This is a genomic window from Candidatus Peregrinibacteria bacterium (genome assembly GCA_030700255.1).
In the GTDB taxonomy this organism is placed as follows: domain Bacteria; phylum Patescibacteriota; class Gracilibacteria; order UBA1369; family JABINC01; genus JABINC01.
This window is the reverse complement of record JAUYJN010000004.1, coordinates 19,714-36,690: the sequence shown is the minus strand read 5'-3', so window position 1 is coordinate 36,690 and position 16,977 is coordinate 19,714. Positions and strand designations below refer to the sequence as shown.

Annotated in this window: 16 protein-coding genes and 1 tRNA gene; 7 read left to right on the top strand and 10 right to left on the bottom strand. The window is 39.8% G+C overall.

All coding sequences use genetic code 11. From position 1 onward, the window contains the following. Window positions 1-16: 16 nt before the first annotated feature. Window positions 17-298: a Fic family protein gene (locus Q8P68_00565; GenBank protein MDP4007664.1), complete on the bottom strand. Its 282-nt coding sequence runs from the start codon at window positions 296-298 to the stop codon at window positions 17-19. A 236-nt stretch (window positions 299-534) separates the two neighbouring features. After that, window positions 535-1,404 (bottom strand): class I SAM-dependent methyltransferase, encoded by an 870-nt coding sequence (locus Q8P68_00560; protein MDP4007663.1) that lies wholly within the window; start codon window positions 1,402-1,404, stop codon window positions 535-537. A gap of 125 nt (window positions 1,405-1,529) precedes the next feature. Here Q8P68_00560 and Q8P68_00555 point away from each other — a divergent pair, with 125 nt between their 5' ends. The 4 genes from Q8P68_00555 to Q8P68_00540 all read left to right on the top strand — a co-directional run bounded on the left by Q8P68_00555 (window position 1,530) and on the right by Q8P68_00540 (window position 3,620). Then, window positions 1,530-1,775, top strand: a complete 246-nt coding sequence (locus tag Q8P68_00555) for a ribbon-helix-helix protein, CopG family (GenBank protein ID MDP4007662.1) — start codon at window positions 1,530-1,532, stop codon at window positions 1,773-1,775. A 2-nt stretch (window positions 1,776-1,777) separates the two neighbouring features. Beyond that, on the top strand, window positions 1,778-2,122 hold the full coding sequence (locus Q8P68_00550) for a type II toxin-antitoxin system PemK/MazF family toxin (protein MDP4007661.1): 345 nt from the start codon (window positions 1,778-1,780) through the stop codon (window positions 2,120-2,122). A gap of 202 nt (window positions 2,123-2,324) precedes the next feature. Next, window positions 2,325-3,221, top strand: a complete 897-nt coding sequence (locus tag Q8P68_00545; protein MDP4007660.1) for a hypothetical protein — start codon at window positions 2,325-2,327, stop codon at window positions 3,219-3,221. Between the two features lie 75 nt (window positions 3,222-3,296). Next, window positions 3,297-3,620, top strand: a complete 324-nt coding sequence (locus Q8P68_00540; GenBank protein MDP4007659.1) for a metalloregulator ArsR/SmtB family transcription factor — start codon at window positions 3,297-3,299, stop codon at window positions 3,618-3,620. Window positions 3,621-3,665: 45 nt separating this feature from the next. Here Q8P68_00540 and Q8P68_00535 read toward each other — a convergent pair whose 3' ends face one another. Further along, window positions 3,666-5,339 (bottom strand): hypothetical protein, encoded by a 1,674-nt coding sequence (locus Q8P68_00535; GenBank protein MDP4007658.1) that lies wholly within the window; start codon window positions 5,337-5,339, stop codon window positions 3,666-3,668. Window positions 5,340-5,556: 217 nt separating this feature from the next. Between Q8P68_00535 and Q8P68_00530 the strand changes: the two genes are divergently transcribed. Next, window positions 5,557-6,315, top strand: a complete 759-nt coding sequence (locus tag Q8P68_00530) for a helix-turn-helix domain-containing protein (protein ID MDP4007657.1) — start codon at window positions 5,557-5,559, stop codon at window positions 6,313-6,315. Between the two features lie 44 nt (window positions 6,316-6,359). Here the strand turns inward: Q8P68_00530 and Q8P68_00525 are convergent, their stop codons facing one another. The 7 genes from Q8P68_00525 to Q8P68_00495 form a co-directional block, all read right to left on the bottom strand. Further along, complete coding sequence (locus tag Q8P68_00525; protein MDP4007656.1) at window positions 6,360-7,559, bottom strand: hypothetical protein; 1,200 nt, start codon at window positions 7,557-7,559, stop codon at window positions 6,360-6,362. Window positions 7,560-7,641: 82 nt separating this feature from the next. After that, window positions 7,642-8,934: a hypothetical protein gene (locus Q8P68_00520; protein MDP4007655.1), complete on the bottom strand. Its 1,293-nt coding sequence runs from the start codon at window positions 8,932-8,934 to the stop codon at window positions 7,642-7,644. Window positions 8,935-9,070: 136 nt separating this feature from the next. After that, the gene (locus Q8P68_00515) at window positions 9,071-9,349 is read right to left on the bottom strand and encodes a hypothetical protein (GenBank protein ID MDP4007654.1); all 279 of its coding nucleotides are present in this window, start codon (window positions 9,347-9,349) and stop codon (window positions 9,071-9,073) included. Between the two features lie 81 nt (window positions 9,350-9,430). After that, window positions 9,431-10,861: a hypothetical protein gene (locus Q8P68_00510; GenBank protein ID MDP4007653.1), complete on the bottom strand. Its 1,431-nt coding sequence runs from the start codon at window positions 10,859-10,861 to the stop codon at window positions 9,431-9,433. Between the two features lie 58 nt (window positions 10,862-10,919). Next, window positions 10,920-11,007, bottom strand: a tRNA-Ser gene (locus Q8P68_00505). Between the two features lie 72 nt (window positions 11,008-11,079). Continuing rightward, on the bottom strand, window positions 11,080-12,900 hold the full coding sequence (gene argS / locus Q8P68_00500; GenBank protein MDP4007652.1) for an arginine--tRNA ligase: 1,821 nt from the start codon (window positions 12,898-12,900) through the stop codon (window positions 11,080-11,082). Window positions 12,901-12,981: 81 nt separating this feature from the next. Beyond that, on the bottom strand, window positions 12,982-13,254 hold the full coding sequence (locus tag Q8P68_00495) for a hypothetical protein (protein ID MDP4007651.1): 273 nt from the start codon (window positions 13,252-13,254) through the stop codon (window positions 12,982-12,984). Window positions 13,255-13,616: 362 nt separating this feature from the next. On the opposite strand from Q8P68_00495, the gene Q8P68_00490 reads away from it, so the two are divergent. Both Q8P68_00490 and Q8P68_00485 read left to right on the top strand, forming a co-directional pair. Further along, window positions 13,617-14,861 carry a hemolysin family protein gene (locus Q8P68_00490; GenBank protein MDP4007650.1) on the top strand — a complete coding sequence of 415 codons (1,245 nt, stop codon included), beginning with the start codon at window positions 13,617-13,619 and terminating at the stop codon, window positions 14,859-14,861. Window positions 14,862-15,030: 169 nt separating this feature from the next. Continuing rightward, window positions 15,031-16,821, top strand: coding sequence for a fibronectin type III domain-containing protein (locus Q8P68_00485; GenBank protein MDP4007649.1), 1,791 nt, complete (start codon window positions 15,031-15,033; stop codon window positions 16,819-16,821). Window positions 16,822-16,977 lie beyond the last annotated feature (156 nt).

Here is a 16,977-nt window from a genome sequence, read left to right as displayed (position 1 = left end):
GGAACTTCAACACCGTTCACTCATGAAGCTTTATTAATTTTATGGTTTTTTCAGCTTGTTCTAGGAAGTGTTTTTGGAAATTTCCATATCTGCCTTCGACTGCTTTCGTGATAGCTTTGCAATGAGAGGCGTGATTTTCGGTAAAGAAAACTATCGGCATATAGTCAGTGTGAAATAAAATTGCATCAAACAAGATTCGGCCAGTTCTTCCGTTACCATCTATAAATGGATGTATCGATTCGAATCTTATATAAAATTCAATTGCCAAGAGTGGCGGATACATCCTTCTTTTTTCCATTTTCCAACTATCAATGGATCGTCCAAATCATTCATTAGAAGATAATGGATTTTACGAATATTCAAAGCATTCCAATTATATAAATCTGGTAAGCATAAAGTTTTAAGGCAAGTAAAAGAAGCACTTGTTAACGGTTGAGACCGTTCTGGGTCCGAAGATTCCCTACAAATGCTTGTACGTATATTATCAAAAGCACTATATGTTTGCAATTAAAAAGGAGTTAAAACTTTCTTAAATTACTTCCCTTCGAATCTTACAAAAACCCCACATGGCAACACCATATCGCTTGCGCTAGCTTTGAGCCCTATCTCTCCGAATTTGATTTCGCCTTTGTGGGCTTTTCCGACTGTCGATTCGATCATATTTTTAATAGCCATTGATGAAAATCCTGCGGTATATGAATTTACTATAAAGAAGAGTGGTTTTTTGGAAAGTAGCTTCGCACATTTTTCTATAAATTTATAAAGGTCATCTTCGCATCTCCAAGTCTCACCTTTGGGCCCTTTGCCATATGCCGGAGGATCCATGATGATTCCGTCATAGGTATTACCACGACGAAGATCACGATCTACAAACTTAATTGCATCGTCGACCATCCATTTTGTTTTCGCATTCTTAAGCCCTGAGAGTTCCGCATTTTCACTGGCGCAATAAACCATACCTTTGGCTGAGTCGACGTGCGTAACCTCCGCTCCGGCCGCAGCAGCAGCGACCGTCGCCCCCCCTGTATATCCAAACAAATTCAATACTTTAATAGGTCTTCCTGCTCCCTTGATCGCTTGCATCATATAATCCCAATTTACACCTTGCTCAGGAAAAATCCCGGTATGTTTGAATGACATAGTTTTTACAAAAAATTTCAAATCCCCATAATTGATTACCCACTTATCAGGGAGTTTTTTATTGTACTCCCAACTCCCTCCACCCCGAGCACTTCTATGATAAACAGCATCAGCATTCTCCCAGAGCGACAAATCAAATTTCGGCCATATCACTTGCGGATCAGGACGACGCAAAATAGCATCTCCCCATCGCTCTAATTTCTCACCATCCCCCATATCGATGAGCTCATAATCCTCCCAATTGTCCGCAACCAAATATTCCATATGGGCGCATTATACTTAAATCCAAAAGAAACTTAAGTCATTTTTATGATTTATTAACTCGACATTCTCACTAAAAGTATGATATAGTAGTACTACTAATTAGTACGATAATTAATTCAAATCATATGAAAAAAGTACATACACAAAATAAATTCAAAATATCAGTGACCATTTTGCCATCTATCAATGCAATGTTGGACCAGTTAGCAGAAAATATGAATACGAGCAAAAGTTCAATAGTAGAGGCTGCATTGAGAAATTATATAGATCAAAGATTGGAGCAGGAGGCCAAAGAGTTGTCAAAAATCACATGCGACGACTTACCCTCGGAAGATGAATGGCTTTTACTTGGGGACGAAATATCATTTTAAATATGAAAGAAACTTTAATACAACAAGGGGATATTTGTCTCGCAGATTTGAATCCTGTTAAGGGTCACGAGCAGGGCGGCTTTAAGCCTGTGTTAATTTTGCAAAACAATAGATTGAACGAACATCTCAATACGGCGATCATCGCCCCAATTACTTCTAACTTACAAATGCAAGGTTACTCAACGACATATTTTCTTGAGAAAAAAATATCACAACTAAGCCAAGATAGTGTCGCATTACTTTTTCAAATTAGGACACTTGATAAAAAAAGATTAAAGAAACGAGTTTCAAATTTGGATAAAGAAACATTCCGAGAGGTCAAAGGAAGAATGGCTTTGGTGTTTTAACTTACACTATCCAAATCGCTTTTCAACTTCCGAGTTCCTGGTTCTTTAGCCTTTTGTATTGACATGGGTTAGTTTAAGGCGTAATACTTATACCTTAAACGATTAAATAATTGTTTAATCAAAGAATCGAAAGTCTTTACATATAACTAACCCATGAAAACTTATGCGTAACAAAGCACCGATTTTGGCAACCTTAATGGCCTTGGCGGTCGGCAGCGGATGCAGCGACACCTCGTTGTCCTTAGCTCCAGAGATAGAGCCCGAATCACTGTATTCGGATACACCGACATTACCTTCGCCTACTCTAAATATCACTTCAAGTGGTATACGTGGATGTATTTCTGATGCATTAGGAGCATTGTCTGCGAATTTAATTTGCCCCCATCCTTTAGATGGTATTGCGAATGCCGATTTTATCACTGCACAGGCAAACTATGATTTGTGTGCGATGAAAGTGCCAGATGTGAAGGATGCGATGTCTGGAGAAATGCTTGGTTTATTATTGCCATATCTTCCATCTAATATTGACCCAAGCGACCTTACTGAAGAGGAAATTGAAAACCTCATTGAAGACGCTGAGATTCCTATTACTTTTGTTTCTCAAAATGAAAACGATACTAATTCTGAGCCTTTACGAAAAATTCGTACTCAGATCCTAATTCCCGGCTTTCCGGGTTTTGCCAATGGTCCGGAGTTCAGAGCGAACCCACTTACTTATTTGATTAATGAGGGCGACACCGGGTTTACCAGTCTCAGAGCTGTGACTCATCATAATTCTGAAGCTGAAGACCTTATGGAAACCGAAATCGCAGTTTTCCCTAACGGTCATTCTGGAGCTGTTCAATTTGATATGCGTAATTGGTGGACAGCATTGCACATGAATTTGGACGATGGAATTAATAATGATGAAGCGGAAGGGCCTAATGAAGATGCGATCATTCGATCAGTAGATTTTAGAGATCCCTCGCTCGATTTTGATGATGCATTCAGCAATCGAAATACAGCTCAATTTGTTCAAGACGGTATTGCCAGTTGTATTGAGGATGCCGTTCGTCGTGTTCAGGATCAGCCGGGCATGTCGGTAATTCATGTGCAGTAGAGACATAAATAATAATACCATTGACGTATTTTGACCAATAGAGTATCAATTAAATAATTGTTTAATATTAAAACTATGTTACGTAAAAAAAATTCCCCTAAAATAAAAAAACTATTTAACGAAAAAAACAAAGATATTGTCGCTGTATTCAAAGCGTTGAGTGATGTCAATCGTTACCATATTTTTTGTATTCTTATGCATGAACCGAATTGTTCGGTAAGTGAGATAGCGGAAATCTTAGGTATTTCTTTGCCACTTACTTCACAGCATATCAAGATCTTAACACTCAACAATCTTCTCCAAAAAGAACGTGAAGGAAAAAAGATCATTCCAAAACTTGAAAAAAGCAATCCACTTGTAAAAGCGATCATCAAGATACTTCAACAGACTTCAAAGTGATATTCATGATGACTACGCGGGAATTCTTTTAGTCATTTCTGTTATCTACCCAATCAATTTTAAGTATTCTTCTTCTGAGTAAACTTTTTCAGGGCGATCAGGTGCGTAAGTTGATTTAAGCGCTACTCCAGAGGCAGAGCAAGTTCTGTCATATAAGTGTCGTGAGTTTCTGAATTTCGCACGCTCTTGATGACGAGTTTCCGGGCAAAGATTTGGAATCGGTAATCCGACTTTTTTGTAAAACGCAAGTTCTTGCGGAATGATGCGGAAGTTTTTCCCGGTTTCGATGCAGGAGAGGACTTGGCTACAAATCGAATCATCTATGTCTTTCAAGTCATCAGCTACGGCTATGGATTGAGGCACGTATTGCTTATCATCAACCTCCTCCCATTTAAATCCGCTCGCTATCGCTCGCTCTTTTGTCAGTGGAAAAAAATCCATCGCCACACTTTCTTGGTAAGAATATGGGCTCAAATTTCCAGGGAAAAATTCACCAAATGAGCCGTCATTTTTCATATGTTCAATGATTTTCGGTAACAATTCTTCATACTCTTCTTTGGTATATTGCTTGTTCAAAATACAATATTGTGATTGTTTGAGGCCGACGCATCCGAAACAATCTCGGCAGTTATTCATACAAGAGTCGCAGTACATTAGGTCTGATCCGGAGTAGCAGTTTACGCAGAATTTTGCGCCAAATGGCATCGGGAAACATTCGCAATTTTCATAGCCGAACTCATTATTCACATAGCAACAATCCATCGCATCTTTTACTTGAAATGCGCCTTGAACGTATTTGCAATCTTTGGCTTCAGTTGCTTCGAAGCACTCTTCGCAATTCTCGACATCAGTCAAGAAATCTCCTGTAGAATTCTCAATCCGTCCGTTACGTCGCATATATAGATATGGCGCATCTTTGATGAATTCCAAGAAATGATTTTTGAAATAATCGTAATTTGTTCGTGACGTAAGTGGATATTTTTTCATGTAATCCTCGTATTCCTCTTTTGTAACTTTTTTGTTAAACAAGCAGTATTCTTGATTGCGAAGTCCGAAGCACATGAAGCAATTGGTGCAGTTTTTGCAATCAAGTAGAAATGCCGAGTCGGAGCACAAAGATGAATACATGCACGTTTTACAGTTGTAGAGTTTTTTTGAGAAAATACAGTCGTAAGCGAGCTCTGAGTCATCGAGGAGTAAGTTGTCGAGACAGTCATTTGAGCGCTGAATCCAGACCCCGTAATAACACGAACGATTGTAATCGGATGAGAAGAGTAAATAGCAATCTTTTAAATTTGTAGCGCAATTCGTATAATCCGAATTTTCATTTTGCTCTTGGAGCACGCCGAGTCTTGGGACTTTTTTTTGTAATTCGGCGAATTGCTCGAAAAATGGACGGCTAAAATCAAAATCTTGCGCATAATCTTTTGCGTTCCATTTGTCGCTCCACCAATGTTGAATGCTGTAGACTGGAAATGGGGCTTCGGCTCGATAAGTTGAAATAATATCTTTACCGGTACCGTCGCACTTTCTTTTGTATAAATTTCTTTCGTTTCTGTGCGCGAGCCGACGCTGTTGTCTTTCATCCGGAGTAGTCGTCGGAAGCGGTATCTCAAATTTCTTCCCATTTATAACAGGAGAAATATTTTCAATAAATTTTTTATCCTTGTCCGAAACTTCAAATGTAATGCCTGATTTTTTCGATGTAACTTGTGTCATAGTAAGTGATGGTTAGGGGTTTATATATGTAGGTGATCTTTCGTAAGCTATTATAAAACATATTCAAAAGTTTTCAATAACCTTTATTTTATGATGCAATAAATATTGCTCGTATAAGCCAATTTATGCTATACTAAACTTGTCAATAATTTTCTGACAATCACGCAACTCGCCGAAGGCTTGAGTTGCGAAATAAGGTACGAAGTAACAATTTCCTATGATTTCAAATCTTCTCTCAACTTGCGGATTCAATCCTAGCGAACAGGCTGTGCTGATACATCTGCTCAAGCGTGGGGCTACGACTGCGACTTTGATTTCCAAGGCGACGAACTTAAAACGTCCGACTGTTTATGCGATACTCGAAACTCTAATCGCTCAAAACTTAGTCGCGAAGCAAAAGCGAAAAGATACGACATATTTTGCGTCACTCTCACCGCAGATGATTTCAAAAGTTTTGACAAAAAATGCTGAGCGAAAATTTAATGATCTCAAAACTTCCGCGCACCTACTTGAAACTCACCTCGACGAAATAGCATTTAAATCAGATCAAGACTTTGGCGTGTTCGACATTCGCGCTCTTGATTCTATAGACACTGTATACGCCTCGCTCGAGACCGCGCTCGGCGGTGGGGATTACTGTTCGATCTTCAATCCGGGGATTGTATTTCATTCAGATGAACTTAAGAAAATCGGACTCGAACATCTCAAAGAATCCGCTATAACAAAACCGCATATCCGCGACATAGTTGTTGACGGCCCGGAAGCGGATTGGTTTATAAAGAATTCAAAAAACCCCAACCATAAATTCAAAAAGATTTCAGCCGACAAAAAAATACTTTCGGACATGATCTTCATGGGCGGCTCCGTCTACCTACTTCACTACGCACCAAGCAAAGAAGTTGCTATCAAAATCACCCAACCGGACTACTTCGCATCCATGATGACAGTATTCGAAATGCTTTGGGAGCAGTTATAAAAAAAGACCTCCGCCAAAAGCGGAGGTCTTTTTGGTCAATCACTTTATTTTTTCTTTGTAGCCTTTTTCTTCTTTGCCTTCTTAACAACAACTTTTTTTACAGCAACTTTCTTAACTGCTGCTTTTTTCACAGCAGCCTTCTTCACAACCGGCTTTTTAGCAGTAACTTTCTTCTTAGCCATTTTTTTCGCTACAACTTTTTTTGCAACAGTAGGCGTTGCTTTTGCAGGAGTTGGTAGAGAAGTTACTCTAGCCGGCCTGTCTTCATTTATAAAACTAAGACCAAATGCGATTAGGACCGCAACGCCACCTGCAGTAAGCAAGCTCCATGACTCTGTTCCAAATCTTTCAAACCATTGTGTGTAAAAATGCAAAGCTGCAAAAACAGTGACAACATTCAAAACAAAAGCACTGTTTTTTCTAACAGCCCATATTCCGATAAGTATGATTGCAACAGCCCATGCGATAGCAAAGAAATTTGGAGAATATATCACTGCCCCACCGAACCATGATGGCAACAAAGTGTTGTATGCAGTTGCAAGCTTATCGTAATCCGCCTCAGCCATTGCTTCATAATTTATTCTTCCAACAGTATCTCCAAGTAGTGACCCTGCCCAAAATGCAACGTTGATTATAACAAGAGATGTACGTGCAAAAACAAGAGCTATTCGCCCCCCGGCCGGCTTAAGTTTTTTAGATAATTGTAGCGCGAAAGCTCCAAGAATAACGAAAACTACTATAGCAAGAATTCGAGATTCAAGACCTAGTAGGTAACTACTATTGAAACCATATTCAGCACCACCACCTACTGTCGCAGCAATAGCTATAGCAGACAAAGCACTGAGGAATCCGCTGTTAGCAATGACTGCAACAAGCATAAATAAAACTGCAGATACAAGTGCCGCAATTTCAACATTTGCAAGTTCCATGCTTATTCCACTAGCAGTCAAAAGCGAACCGGCGACCAAGGCAACGAAGCTCACAAATGCCCATGAATATTCACCTTTCACTCTTCCAAAAACAATTCCAAGACCAAGCATAACAACACCGAGAAGCGTCATCATTTCAGGCCCCGGTTTCATAGCAAAAGCTCCTGCTCCGAGTGCGAGTAAGCCAAATATCATAAGTAAACTAACAGCGAACTGGAACGTAGCCTTCATAGAAAGGCTTTTAAATCTACTAGCTTCCGAGCTTGTAATAAGCTTGTTCTCAAGTAGATGTTTTAGATTTAGTACGACTCTCATATGTACGTAAATTAAAAAATAAATACAAAAATAAATACATCTTGTATCTTATATCACAAAACTTTTTAAATAGAAAAACAATTTAATTCAAAGTACCCAAATAACATGCGTCGCAATAAACTATATCAGTTTTATCCGGAGAGTATGTTGTTTTAAAATCGGTCGAGCATTTCATACAAACCCTCTCCCAGAGCCGCCTTGGGCTCTGCCATGCCACTCTTTCAAAGTGCCTGCAGTCTGGACATTTTTTTGGAATCGGTAATCCAAGTTTCTCATAAAATTTTCCTTCATAAGGAATAATCCTATAATTTTTTCCGCAATCAACACATGCTAAGATTTCGTTTGTTCCGGGTAGGTATTGCCTGATATCTTTTTCTCTCCATTCCCAACCTTTTGCCAAAACTTCTTGCCGAGTCATTGGGAACCACTCAAAAGCTTTGGTCTCATTGTATCCATACACAGTTAATTCAACTGGGAAAAATTCTCCATATGATTTTTCTTTTTTCATGTGCTCGATTATTTGCGGCATCAACTCTTCATACTTTTCTTTTGTATACTGCTTATTCAAAATACAAAATTTATTATTTTTCAAACTCATGCATCCAAAAGAATCATGTGCATTTTGACAGTTATCGCAGTATTGCAAGTTGCTTGAGTAATAGCAGAGATTACAAAACTTACTGTAATTTAAATCTATAATCGCTTTACATTCGTAAAGCATTTCTCCCGTGCCGATCCTGGTACAATCACAGCAGTCTTTCATATCACCTGTATCCTGGCAGTACCTTACATCTTCCAGATTTTTTGAGTCATAACAATTTGTAGCATTTTTTGCATTTACCAAATTATTTCCGGTGCAATTTTCACAATTTTTTTCCATCGCAAAACGCTTTGGAGTTTGCGCTTTTAATTGATCGTAACTTTTCAAAAATTCTTTTCTGTATTCCGGGTTGGTTTTTAATGCATGCAAATATTTTTCAAATTCTTCAGGAGTAACTTTTTGATTTAGGACCATGTATTCTTTGTTGCGAAGCTCACTGCATCCGATAAGATTGTTTGAACCTCGACAATCAAAACAAAGGTAAGAAAAATTCAAACCTTCAGAGTGTTCAAGGTACATACTGCTATAACATTTTTCACAAGAAAAACAGAAGTAACAAAGTTCGCAACCGGTACACATATATAGATCGAGAGAGTCCTTACAATAAAACCCCCAATCCGTGTAATGAACATCTTCGCAATCGACAAGCGAGGAAGACATGTAGCAATTTCGGTTACCACCACTATGAACGGTATATTCGGAGTTCTCACTTTTGGAATTAAAAATCGCAATCCTTGGGACTTTTGACCTCAAACTTTGCATAGATTTTTTCATCTATATCTGTGATAGGGAAATCCTTACTACACGTTCCACATTTTTGATTCCTCAAGATATTTTCCATAAGACAAAACTAATAAACTTAAGTACCGGATCTTACACTACACACAAAATTACTCAAGTAAAAACTGGGCTATTTCTTTTTTTTGCTACCTACAAATGGGCATTTAGCGTCGCATCGGTTGTATAGCCATCCGAGTAGGAACATGCCGATAAATCCATCGGCGAAGCCATAGGCGAATCCAATAAATGCACCTGGAACAGATAGTTCATATCCTGGATACATACCCATAAGCATGTCAAAATAACCAGACGCATAACCTACGAAATACATTCCGATAAAAGTAGAAACAAGCATACAAGATCCCCAAAGCAAACCTCCGGACATTCCTAGCGCTTTTGCATTTAACATAAATTTTTGATTAAGAATAACTTACCCCCGATTGTATCAGACTAAGTGGTGGATGTAAAATTCAGCGACCTCTTCATGCTACTACCTTCTTCTTCGAGCTCTTTTGCTCGCCTGTGCCGCAAGCGCATTTCTATGAGATGCGGCGCGTTGCAAAGTAGAAGCTAAGTTAAAATGCAAAGCTCGCAGAGCAGCTATTCTTTCCTCGAGAACTTCTTTGCGATTTGGCATGCCTTTGGTAGTTTTTGGTATACGTATATATACAATCTCAACCACTGTTTCAGCAGTTAATTTAGCGCTGGGCGCATTACCTGTTGCAGCGACCATCTCTCCGGTTAGGTTGCCCTCGCTTATTCTTGCGAGAACCTTATTTTCGCCAAAACCTGCAGTTTGATTTTCCGCTACACTTAATACTCCACTTTTTATATAAGCTACATAACCTTGAAGTAGCTCAATATCATCACCGGCGTAATATGATCTGGCAGTTACATCTTTTCCACTTTCAATATCCTCATCATAAGTTGAAATATCTGCAGCATTCACAGCTTCAGCCAATCCGGAATCGATAAGCCAATTTAGAGTTTCTTTTGGTAGGCTATTCATCGGAATTGTATATGGAGCGGTATCCTCAGCTGTATCCATGGTCATATCAAGATTTAACCCACTTAAATAATTTCTGGCTTCGAGCCCTCTTGTCAGCAATTCAGCTTGAGCGTCAGCAGGCAGAGCCTGTATTAGGCTAGCCGGTATAAAAAGTGCATTTAGGGGAGACCTACCCATATAGCTGACAGTTGCTGATGCGGGTAGACCATGACTTGTCGCTTCTCCTACTACTCCCGCATGAGCTTTTTTGAAAGATGAAGCCAAAAGCCCATCTCCGGTATCCTTTGGACTTGAAGCCAAGAGGGTGATGTCTGTATCAGAATCCTCAAGGTTTAATATATACATGCCTGGACCCTTGATAGGATTCTTAGATATTTTATCGGCATCACATCGTATAAGTACATCCAAAGATTTTATCCATACGAAGCCGGCTTCAGGATTTTCCAATATTAAGTTTGCAAGTCTTGCCATAGCTTTTGGAGAAAATCTTCTAAACATCGACTTGCAATTATCAAGCAAGATTTTTATCTTCGCTTCTTCAAGCTTTTTTTCTAAATCATCATCCCATCCATCCGTCATTTCAGTGAGAGCTTTAGCAGTATCGGTGCGCAAGGCCTCCATAATTGGGACGGTACGGTCCGAGACTCCAAAGCTCCCATCCTCCTCCAAAGGCTCGAATGCAACTACTGCGCCCCCTGTTTCAGCGGCACGTTCAGGTATTAGAGTTTCAACCCCAACGCTATTATCAACAACAGGAACTGAAATTTCAGGATCAACCTCTTTGGCCTCTTCAAAAACAGGCTCTCCATTAAAAAAACTATCAGCATCAGTTAGAACTCTACCGGTAGCATCATCTTCTACTTCATCTACGGTTGGCATTTGCCTAGTTGGACCTGGATCTTTTCTTCCCATGATTTTCCTTTAAAAGGAAGAATAGTACCCTACTTATAGGTTTTTTTGCAAGCAAAAATGGCGGAGAGACAGGGATTCGAACCCTGGAGACCTTGCGGCCTGACGGTTTTCAAGACCGTTGCATTCGACCACTCTGCCATCTCTCCGCAATGTAAAACGTTTGGTCGAAACAACGCTATGTATTAATAGCCAGTTTGCTTCACTATTGCAAGGAAATATTACATTCTCTCAACAGTTTCAATACCGAGCAGATAAAGTCCGTTTGCGAGTACGTTCTGAATTGCTTTTAGGAGTTCAACTCTAGCGCTGAGCAGTCCGGCTTCGGCTTGAGCCACGCGGTTGTTCTCATACCAACGAGAAAAATCAGCTACGAGACTGACCAAATAATGAGCTGTATTGTGAGTCGTGAGCTCGTTTGCAGAAGCCGTTACTTCTTCTTCGAACCTAAGTATTTGCTTAGCAAGGGTCCAGTCCAAATCATTGAATTGTGAAAAATCAGCATCTCCTGACTGTCCTTCGATTTTTTTCAAAATCGAAGCTATACGAGTATATCCGTATTGTAAATAAGGCCCGCTATCTCCGGTGAGTTTGAGGGATTGCTCCATATCAAAAGCGATATCTTTTTTGGAATCGGCATGAAGCATGGTAAATTTCACCGCTCCTATAGCGACTTTTTCTGAGACGTCTTCTTTTTCTGATTCGCTTAAATGTGAACTCCCGGACTTTATGTTTTCATTTAAGATATCCATTATTTTTGTTTTGGCATCATCGATCAAACTCTCCGCCGTGACAATGTCCCCGGTGCGACTCGACATTTTCCCAGAAGAAAGCTTCACCATTCCGTAATCGACATGAAATTGCTTTCCTTCAAATTTTGGCTCAATGAGCTCTATAGCCTTGAATACAACTTTGAAATATCCGGATTGTTCATTTGCAACTATATGTACGATTTTATCAAAATTCCAAACGCCGTATTGTGTCTCGACATTAGCAAGTTCTTTGCCTTCATAGGTTGAATTCCCTTCGCTTGTGATAAAAACACGAGTGTGTAGTCCATAATTTTCACCTTTGAACACAATCGCCCCATCTGATTCTTCAAAAATCTTCCCCATATATTTTTTTACAATTTCAGCCCCTCGCTCGTACATTTGGCTTTCAAAAAATAAGTGGTCAAAACGGCTACCGAGGCGGCTATACGTGTAATCAAAATAATCCAAGCTCCATTGGCGAGTCACTTCCCATAGTGGCATGATAGCAGGGTCTTTTTTGTAAATTTGCATGTTAATTTTTTTGATTTCAGCCTGAATTCCTTTTGAACCGTCTTTGTCGGATTCGTACGCTTTGCCGCCGAAGGCATAGGCAGCACCAAGATATTCAACTTTGCGCTCTGGCGAAGTTAGATAATTAGACTCAAGCTCCCTCGCCTCAATCTCGCTATGAACAGGGCTGAGCCCATCCTTTTCAGGCATATTTTTCATACCCCATATACATTTTGCTACATGCGGACCGATATCACCTTGGTAGTTGGCACGGAAAACATGAGCACCTTGTGACTCCAAAAATCTTACCAAAGATTCACCAAGGCAGATATTGCGCAAATGCCCTATATGAAACGCTTTATGGGTGTTTGGGTGTGCAAATTCCAGCATTATTTTTTGCCCTCCCAAGCCTTCTGAATTGCCAAATTTATCACCTCTTTCGACAGCATCTTTGATAGAATCAATAAGCACTTCATTTTTCACACGAATATTTATAAATCCGGGCCCTGCAATCCCCGGAGTGCCATCTATAATTTTTTCAACGCCGTCAGTTTTCAAAATAGCCTCTACCAAAATCTCAGCAACTTCTCGAGGGTTTTTCCCAAGAGGTGCTGCTATCTGCATAGCGACATTTGTCGCATAGTCTCCGTGTAGAGCCTCGCGCGGATATTCGATGTGTATTTGAAAATCGCTCATCCCAGAGCTTTTTAAACCCTCCCAGAGGCTCGAATCTTCAAGCGCGCGCTGCACCAAAACCTGAATTTTTTCTAAAGTTGTCATTGTTTAATATAAGAACCTCAGCGAGCTTAACAAAATGATAAGTTGAGAACAATAGACACATTTAGACATTCCTCAATAATTTTACCAGCGACTCGCCGCTAAGAACTTACAACCAATGATTTCAACCTCCCCATTTGGATACACCTTAACCAAGCCATTAAGCCTCGTGGCCAGAGCTTCAGATATTGCAGTCCGGGTCCCGGTCTTAAGCCATTCTATTGCCCCTAGTCTATAATACTTATCTAGCTCATAGCTCATGATAACTCCAATTCTAGCATCCCATTTGTCGCGCTCATCAGGAAACTGAGGCTTACCCCTAGGAAAATAATCATAATGCTTTTCAACAATTGCCATTGGAATTCTTATTAAGATAGACAGCCTTGTACGTCAACACGCAAATAAGTTGATAAATAAGATTTAATAACAAACTTATCTGCTTGGTTTTAAGCGAGAGAGGGTTAAGAGCGTTTTATGAATTCTTTATGCCAACACCAAGGCCTCCCCCACTTGTAGTGAGCCAATGAGCTTGAGACCCGTAATGATATTGCGCAATGAATTCATAAAGATTCTTTTTGTATGGAAGAATAATACCCATATGACAAATTTTGTCAAACTTATTCTGTGTTTACCTTTATAATAGAAAAATGATATTATTAGGGGTGTACATAAACGTATGCACAGAATAAATTTTAAAGATTTTAATACAACCCCCTTAAATGGACCTCCCCAGTATACTTATACTACTTATCCTAATTGTATTATCCGCCTTCTTCTCGGCATCAGAGACAGCATTAACGAGTCTAACTCAATCAAAGGTTCGTGAGCTTTGTGATAAAAAACGTAAGTTCTCACACGTAGTGGCAAAGCTAAAATCTGACCCGGAGACATTACTTATTACGATTTTAATTGGTAATAACATAGCGAATATTCTCGCTTCAGTCTTTGCCACGGTAGTATTTTCAAGGATTTTTGAGTCTAGTGCTATCGGTATTACTACCGGAATTATGACATTTCTTCTTCTTGTTTTTGGAGAGGTGATGCCAAAAACATTTGCAGCCAAGTATGCTGTGAAGCTTTCACTCTTAGTGAGCCCTGTGTTATTCGTACTTTCCAAAATTCTACTTCCAATAATTTGGCTTCTCAAACTTATAAATAAAGCCGTTGAAAAAGTGGCTGGAGCGCAAGGTGTAGTAATGCATGCCAGTGAGGATGAGTTACTTGCGATGGCGTCACTTGGAGCGGAGGAGGGCTCGATAGAGCACTCCGAACGCGAACTTATAGAAAACGTCCTTGATTTTGATGATACGTATGTAGAGCAAGTTATGACACCTAGGGTATCGATTGATTTATTGCCAAGTAATGCGACGGTCAAAGAGGCGGGTCAATTTGTATTGGATCATACTCATAGTAGAATCCCCGTTTATGAAGATTCAACGGATAACGTTATAGGGGTAGTCACAGTAAAAGATATACTGCTTCATTTACAAAAAGGTGAGTTTGATAAACCTTTAAAGGATCTTGATTTACAGCAAGTGTTACAGGTCCCGGAAACTAAAAAAATAAATGAGTTATTTAAAGAATTTCAAAAAAGCCATATACATATAGCTATGGTGCTCGATGAGCATGGTGGAGTCACTGGACTTGTGACATTGGAAGACCTTCTCGAAGAAATAGTCGGTGAGATTATAGATGAGCATGATGAAGCGGAGGATGAAATAACAAAAATCGGAAATATGGAATGGGAGGCTTCCGGTGGAGTTGAAATCTATGATTTAAACAAGGCGCTAGGAGTCATATTGCCATCCCCTCCGCACAAGCCATTGTCATTTTTTATACTTTCACGCTTAAACCGCTTCCCGCGCAAAGGAGAGCGAGTTGAAGTATCCGGATTCGTGTTTATCGTTGAAGAAATGAAAGGTAAAAAAATCGAAAAAATTTCTATAGAAAAATTAACTGGTTAGTAAAAAGTGATTTTTCATCGTTACTTTACTTAAAAACATGAATGTTATTACAGAACATCGTATTCGTCGAGTCAAGACCTCATGCATGAATAAGAAGTCTTTTTCTGCTATAATCTTATGATTTGAATTTAAAAATAAATACAAAAAACAATATTTAAACCCAAAAAAAATGAACACAGAAATGTATAACATAGATGCCGCTCCCAAAGAGGCGCGAACATGCGGGCCGCGAATGGATACGAGCTTGGCTTGCACTATAGGGAGCGAAGCAACAGCATCCAACTTTAATGCGCATGGCCGCACATCTACACTCAGGAAATTACTCGCAATGGTAACAGGATTCGTTCTGGTTACCGCTATGCTGGTGAGCTTAAGCTCGCTTGTCTTTGCAGAAGAAGGACCTGCCGACCTAGAGACTCCATCTGACGTTGAAAACGTTAGAGCGACTGCAAGTGACTCGATGATAGATCTAACTTGGGACGTTGCAACTGATAATGTTGGAGTTGAAGGTTATAAGGTCTATTACGGACTTGAGTCTGTAAATGCGCAAGGTGGTCAATACTCAAATACATTAGAAGTTGGTGATACGATTGAATATGAAATAAAAAATATTGAGAACGATGTAACATATTATTTTGCTGTTACTGCATACGATGCAGCCGGGAATGAAAGTGAGAGTTACAGTTTTGAAGTTGAGGCGACTCCGGAGGCGGCATTTGTTGAAGAGGTTGTAACGCCACTTCCACTTGGAGATGATGGCAAGGCTCCAATGGTAAAATCAGCCGAGGGATATTCAAACGTACAAATCAAGGTAGTATTCTCAGAGCCGGTGCAATTGCCTGAGGATGAGCCTCAAACTGCATTTTTGGTCGAAGATAATCTAACCGGAGAATTTCTTCCATTACTTGGAGCAGAGATTTTGAATACAAATAAGAAGGTTGTAATTATTGAAACTGCCCCACAAGATCCTGATAGTGAATATATTTTGACAGCAGGTATAACTGTTGAAGATCTATATGGTAAATCAGTACGTAGTGGAACATCAGACACAGCTACATTTATAGCAGGTACCGGTGATTACGTTACAATTAATTCAGGATTGAATGGTGCTATGGATGACATGTTTGGAGATTTGACTCCTGAAGAAATGGCTGCTTTAGAGGCTGCGCTTGGAGAGGCTGTTGAAAATGGTGACATCACCGGAGGTACAATTCTTGATGAAGAAGAATTAGGAAATTTATACAATGCAGCGGAGGAGAATTTACCGGAAGGTGTTACTTCCGTAAAAGTTGTATCAGATGCAGAGCTTGAAATCATGTTTTCAGAGCCGGTACAATTTGTAGAGGCTGAGACACATTTTATGGTTACAGAAAAAGATGCAGTGGCCGACCCTATGACCGGAGAAGTGCCTATGCTGGTAATAAGTCTTGAAGAATTAATGGAAGACAGTATGTCAGCTAAGCTTATAGTAGAAGGTATGGAGCCAGGGCATGACTATGTTTTATCTATTATGAATGTAGTGACTGCATCCGGAGCTGTTATAGATTCAGGCGATGGAATCGAATTTCAAGCGCAAACACTTGAACTTATAGATGTTATTCCACCGGAAGAGGTAACTAATTTCTTAGCAAGTTTAGGGGACAAAATGGTTCATCTTACATGGACTATCAGCGTCTCGGAAGATGCTATAGAACAGATCATCTATCAAAGTACGGATGGTACTGATTTCTCTGAAAAAATCGTGCTTCCACCACTAGTATCGGAATACGATATCAGTGACTTGATGGCCGGTATGACTTACTGGTTTAAGATTACTTCTAGAGACGCTGCCGGAAACGAAAGCGAAGGAGTGGTTGTAGAAGTAAAACTTCCTGAAACAGGGCCTGGTCTTGCCCTTATGTTCGCTCTTTCAATGCTGGGGACAGCATTTGTAAGTCTACGTAAAAAGAGATCTATCTAATACTGGTAACCGGCTTTTATCACTAAACATGATACCGGCCATCATACCACCACTCCCATTTAAAATCGGGAGTAAAAACAAAAATCCTAATGCCGTGAGGTATCGGGAACAAAAACAAAAAGGAATGCGCCATAAAGCCGCACTCCAGGGAAAAGG

What these genes read in the sequence shown, in the direction of transcription:
- Q8P68_00565 (MDP4007664.1), bottom strand. Translation starts at nt 298, where the DNA reads ATGGAAAAAAGAAGGATGTATCCGCCACTCTTGGCAATTGAATTTTAT.
- Q8P68_00560 (MDP4007663.1), bottom strand. Translation starts at nt 1,404, where the DNA reads ATGGAATATTTGGTTGCGGACAATTGGGAGGATTATGAGCTCATCGAT.
- Q8P68_00555 (MDP4007662.1), top strand. Translation starts at nt 1,530, where the DNA reads ATGAAAAAAGTACATACACAAAATAAATTCAAAATATCAGTGACCATT.
- Q8P68_00550 (MDP4007661.1), top strand. Translation starts at nt 1,778, where the DNA reads ATGAAAGAAACTTTAATACAACAAGGGGATATTTGTCTCGCAGATTTG.
- Q8P68_00540 (MDP4007659.1), top strand. Translation starts at nt 3,297, where the DNA reads ATGTTACGTAAAAAAAATTCCCCTAAAATAAAAAAACTATTTAACGAA.
- Q8P68_00535 (MDP4007658.1), bottom strand. Translation starts at nt 5,339, where the DNA reads ATGACACAAGTTACATCGAAAAAATCAGGCATTACATTTGAAGTTTCG.
- Q8P68_00530 (MDP4007657.1), top strand. Translation starts at nt 5,557, where the DNA reads ATGATTTCAAATCTTCTCTCAACTTGCGGATTCAATCCTAGCGAACAG.
- Q8P68_00525 (MDP4007656.1), bottom strand. Translation starts at nt 7,559, where the DNA reads ATGAGAGTCGTACTAAATCTAAAACATCTACTTGAGAACAAGCTTATT.
- Q8P68_00520 (MDP4007655.1), bottom strand. Translation starts at nt 8,934, where the DNA reads ATGAAAAAATCTATGCAAAGTTTGAGGTCAAAAGTCCCAAGGATTGCG.
- Q8P68_00515 (MDP4007654.1), bottom strand. Translation starts at nt 9,349, where the DNA reads ATGTTAAATGCAAAAGCGCTAGGAATGTCCGGAGGTTTGCTTTGGGGA.
- Q8P68_00510 (MDP4007653.1), bottom strand. Translation starts at nt 10,861, where the DNA reads ATGGGAAGAAAAGATCCAGGTCCAACTAGGCAAATGCCAACCGTAGAT.
- argS (MDP4007652.1), bottom strand. Translation starts at nt 12,900, where the DNA reads ATGACAACTTTAGAAAAAATTCAGGTTTTGGTGCAGCGCGCGCTTGAA.
- Q8P68_00495 (MDP4007651.1), bottom strand. Translation starts at nt 13,254, where the DNA reads ATGGCAATTGTTGAAAAGCATTATGATTATTTTCCTAGGGGTAAGCCT.
- Q8P68_00490 (MDP4007650.1), top strand. Translation starts at nt 13,617, where the DNA reads ATGGACCTCCCCAGTATACTTATACTACTTATCCTAATTGTATTATCC.
- Q8P68_00485 (MDP4007649.1), top strand. Translation starts at nt 15,031, where the DNA reads ATGAACACAGAAATGTATAACATAGATGCCGCTCCCAAAGAGGCGCGA.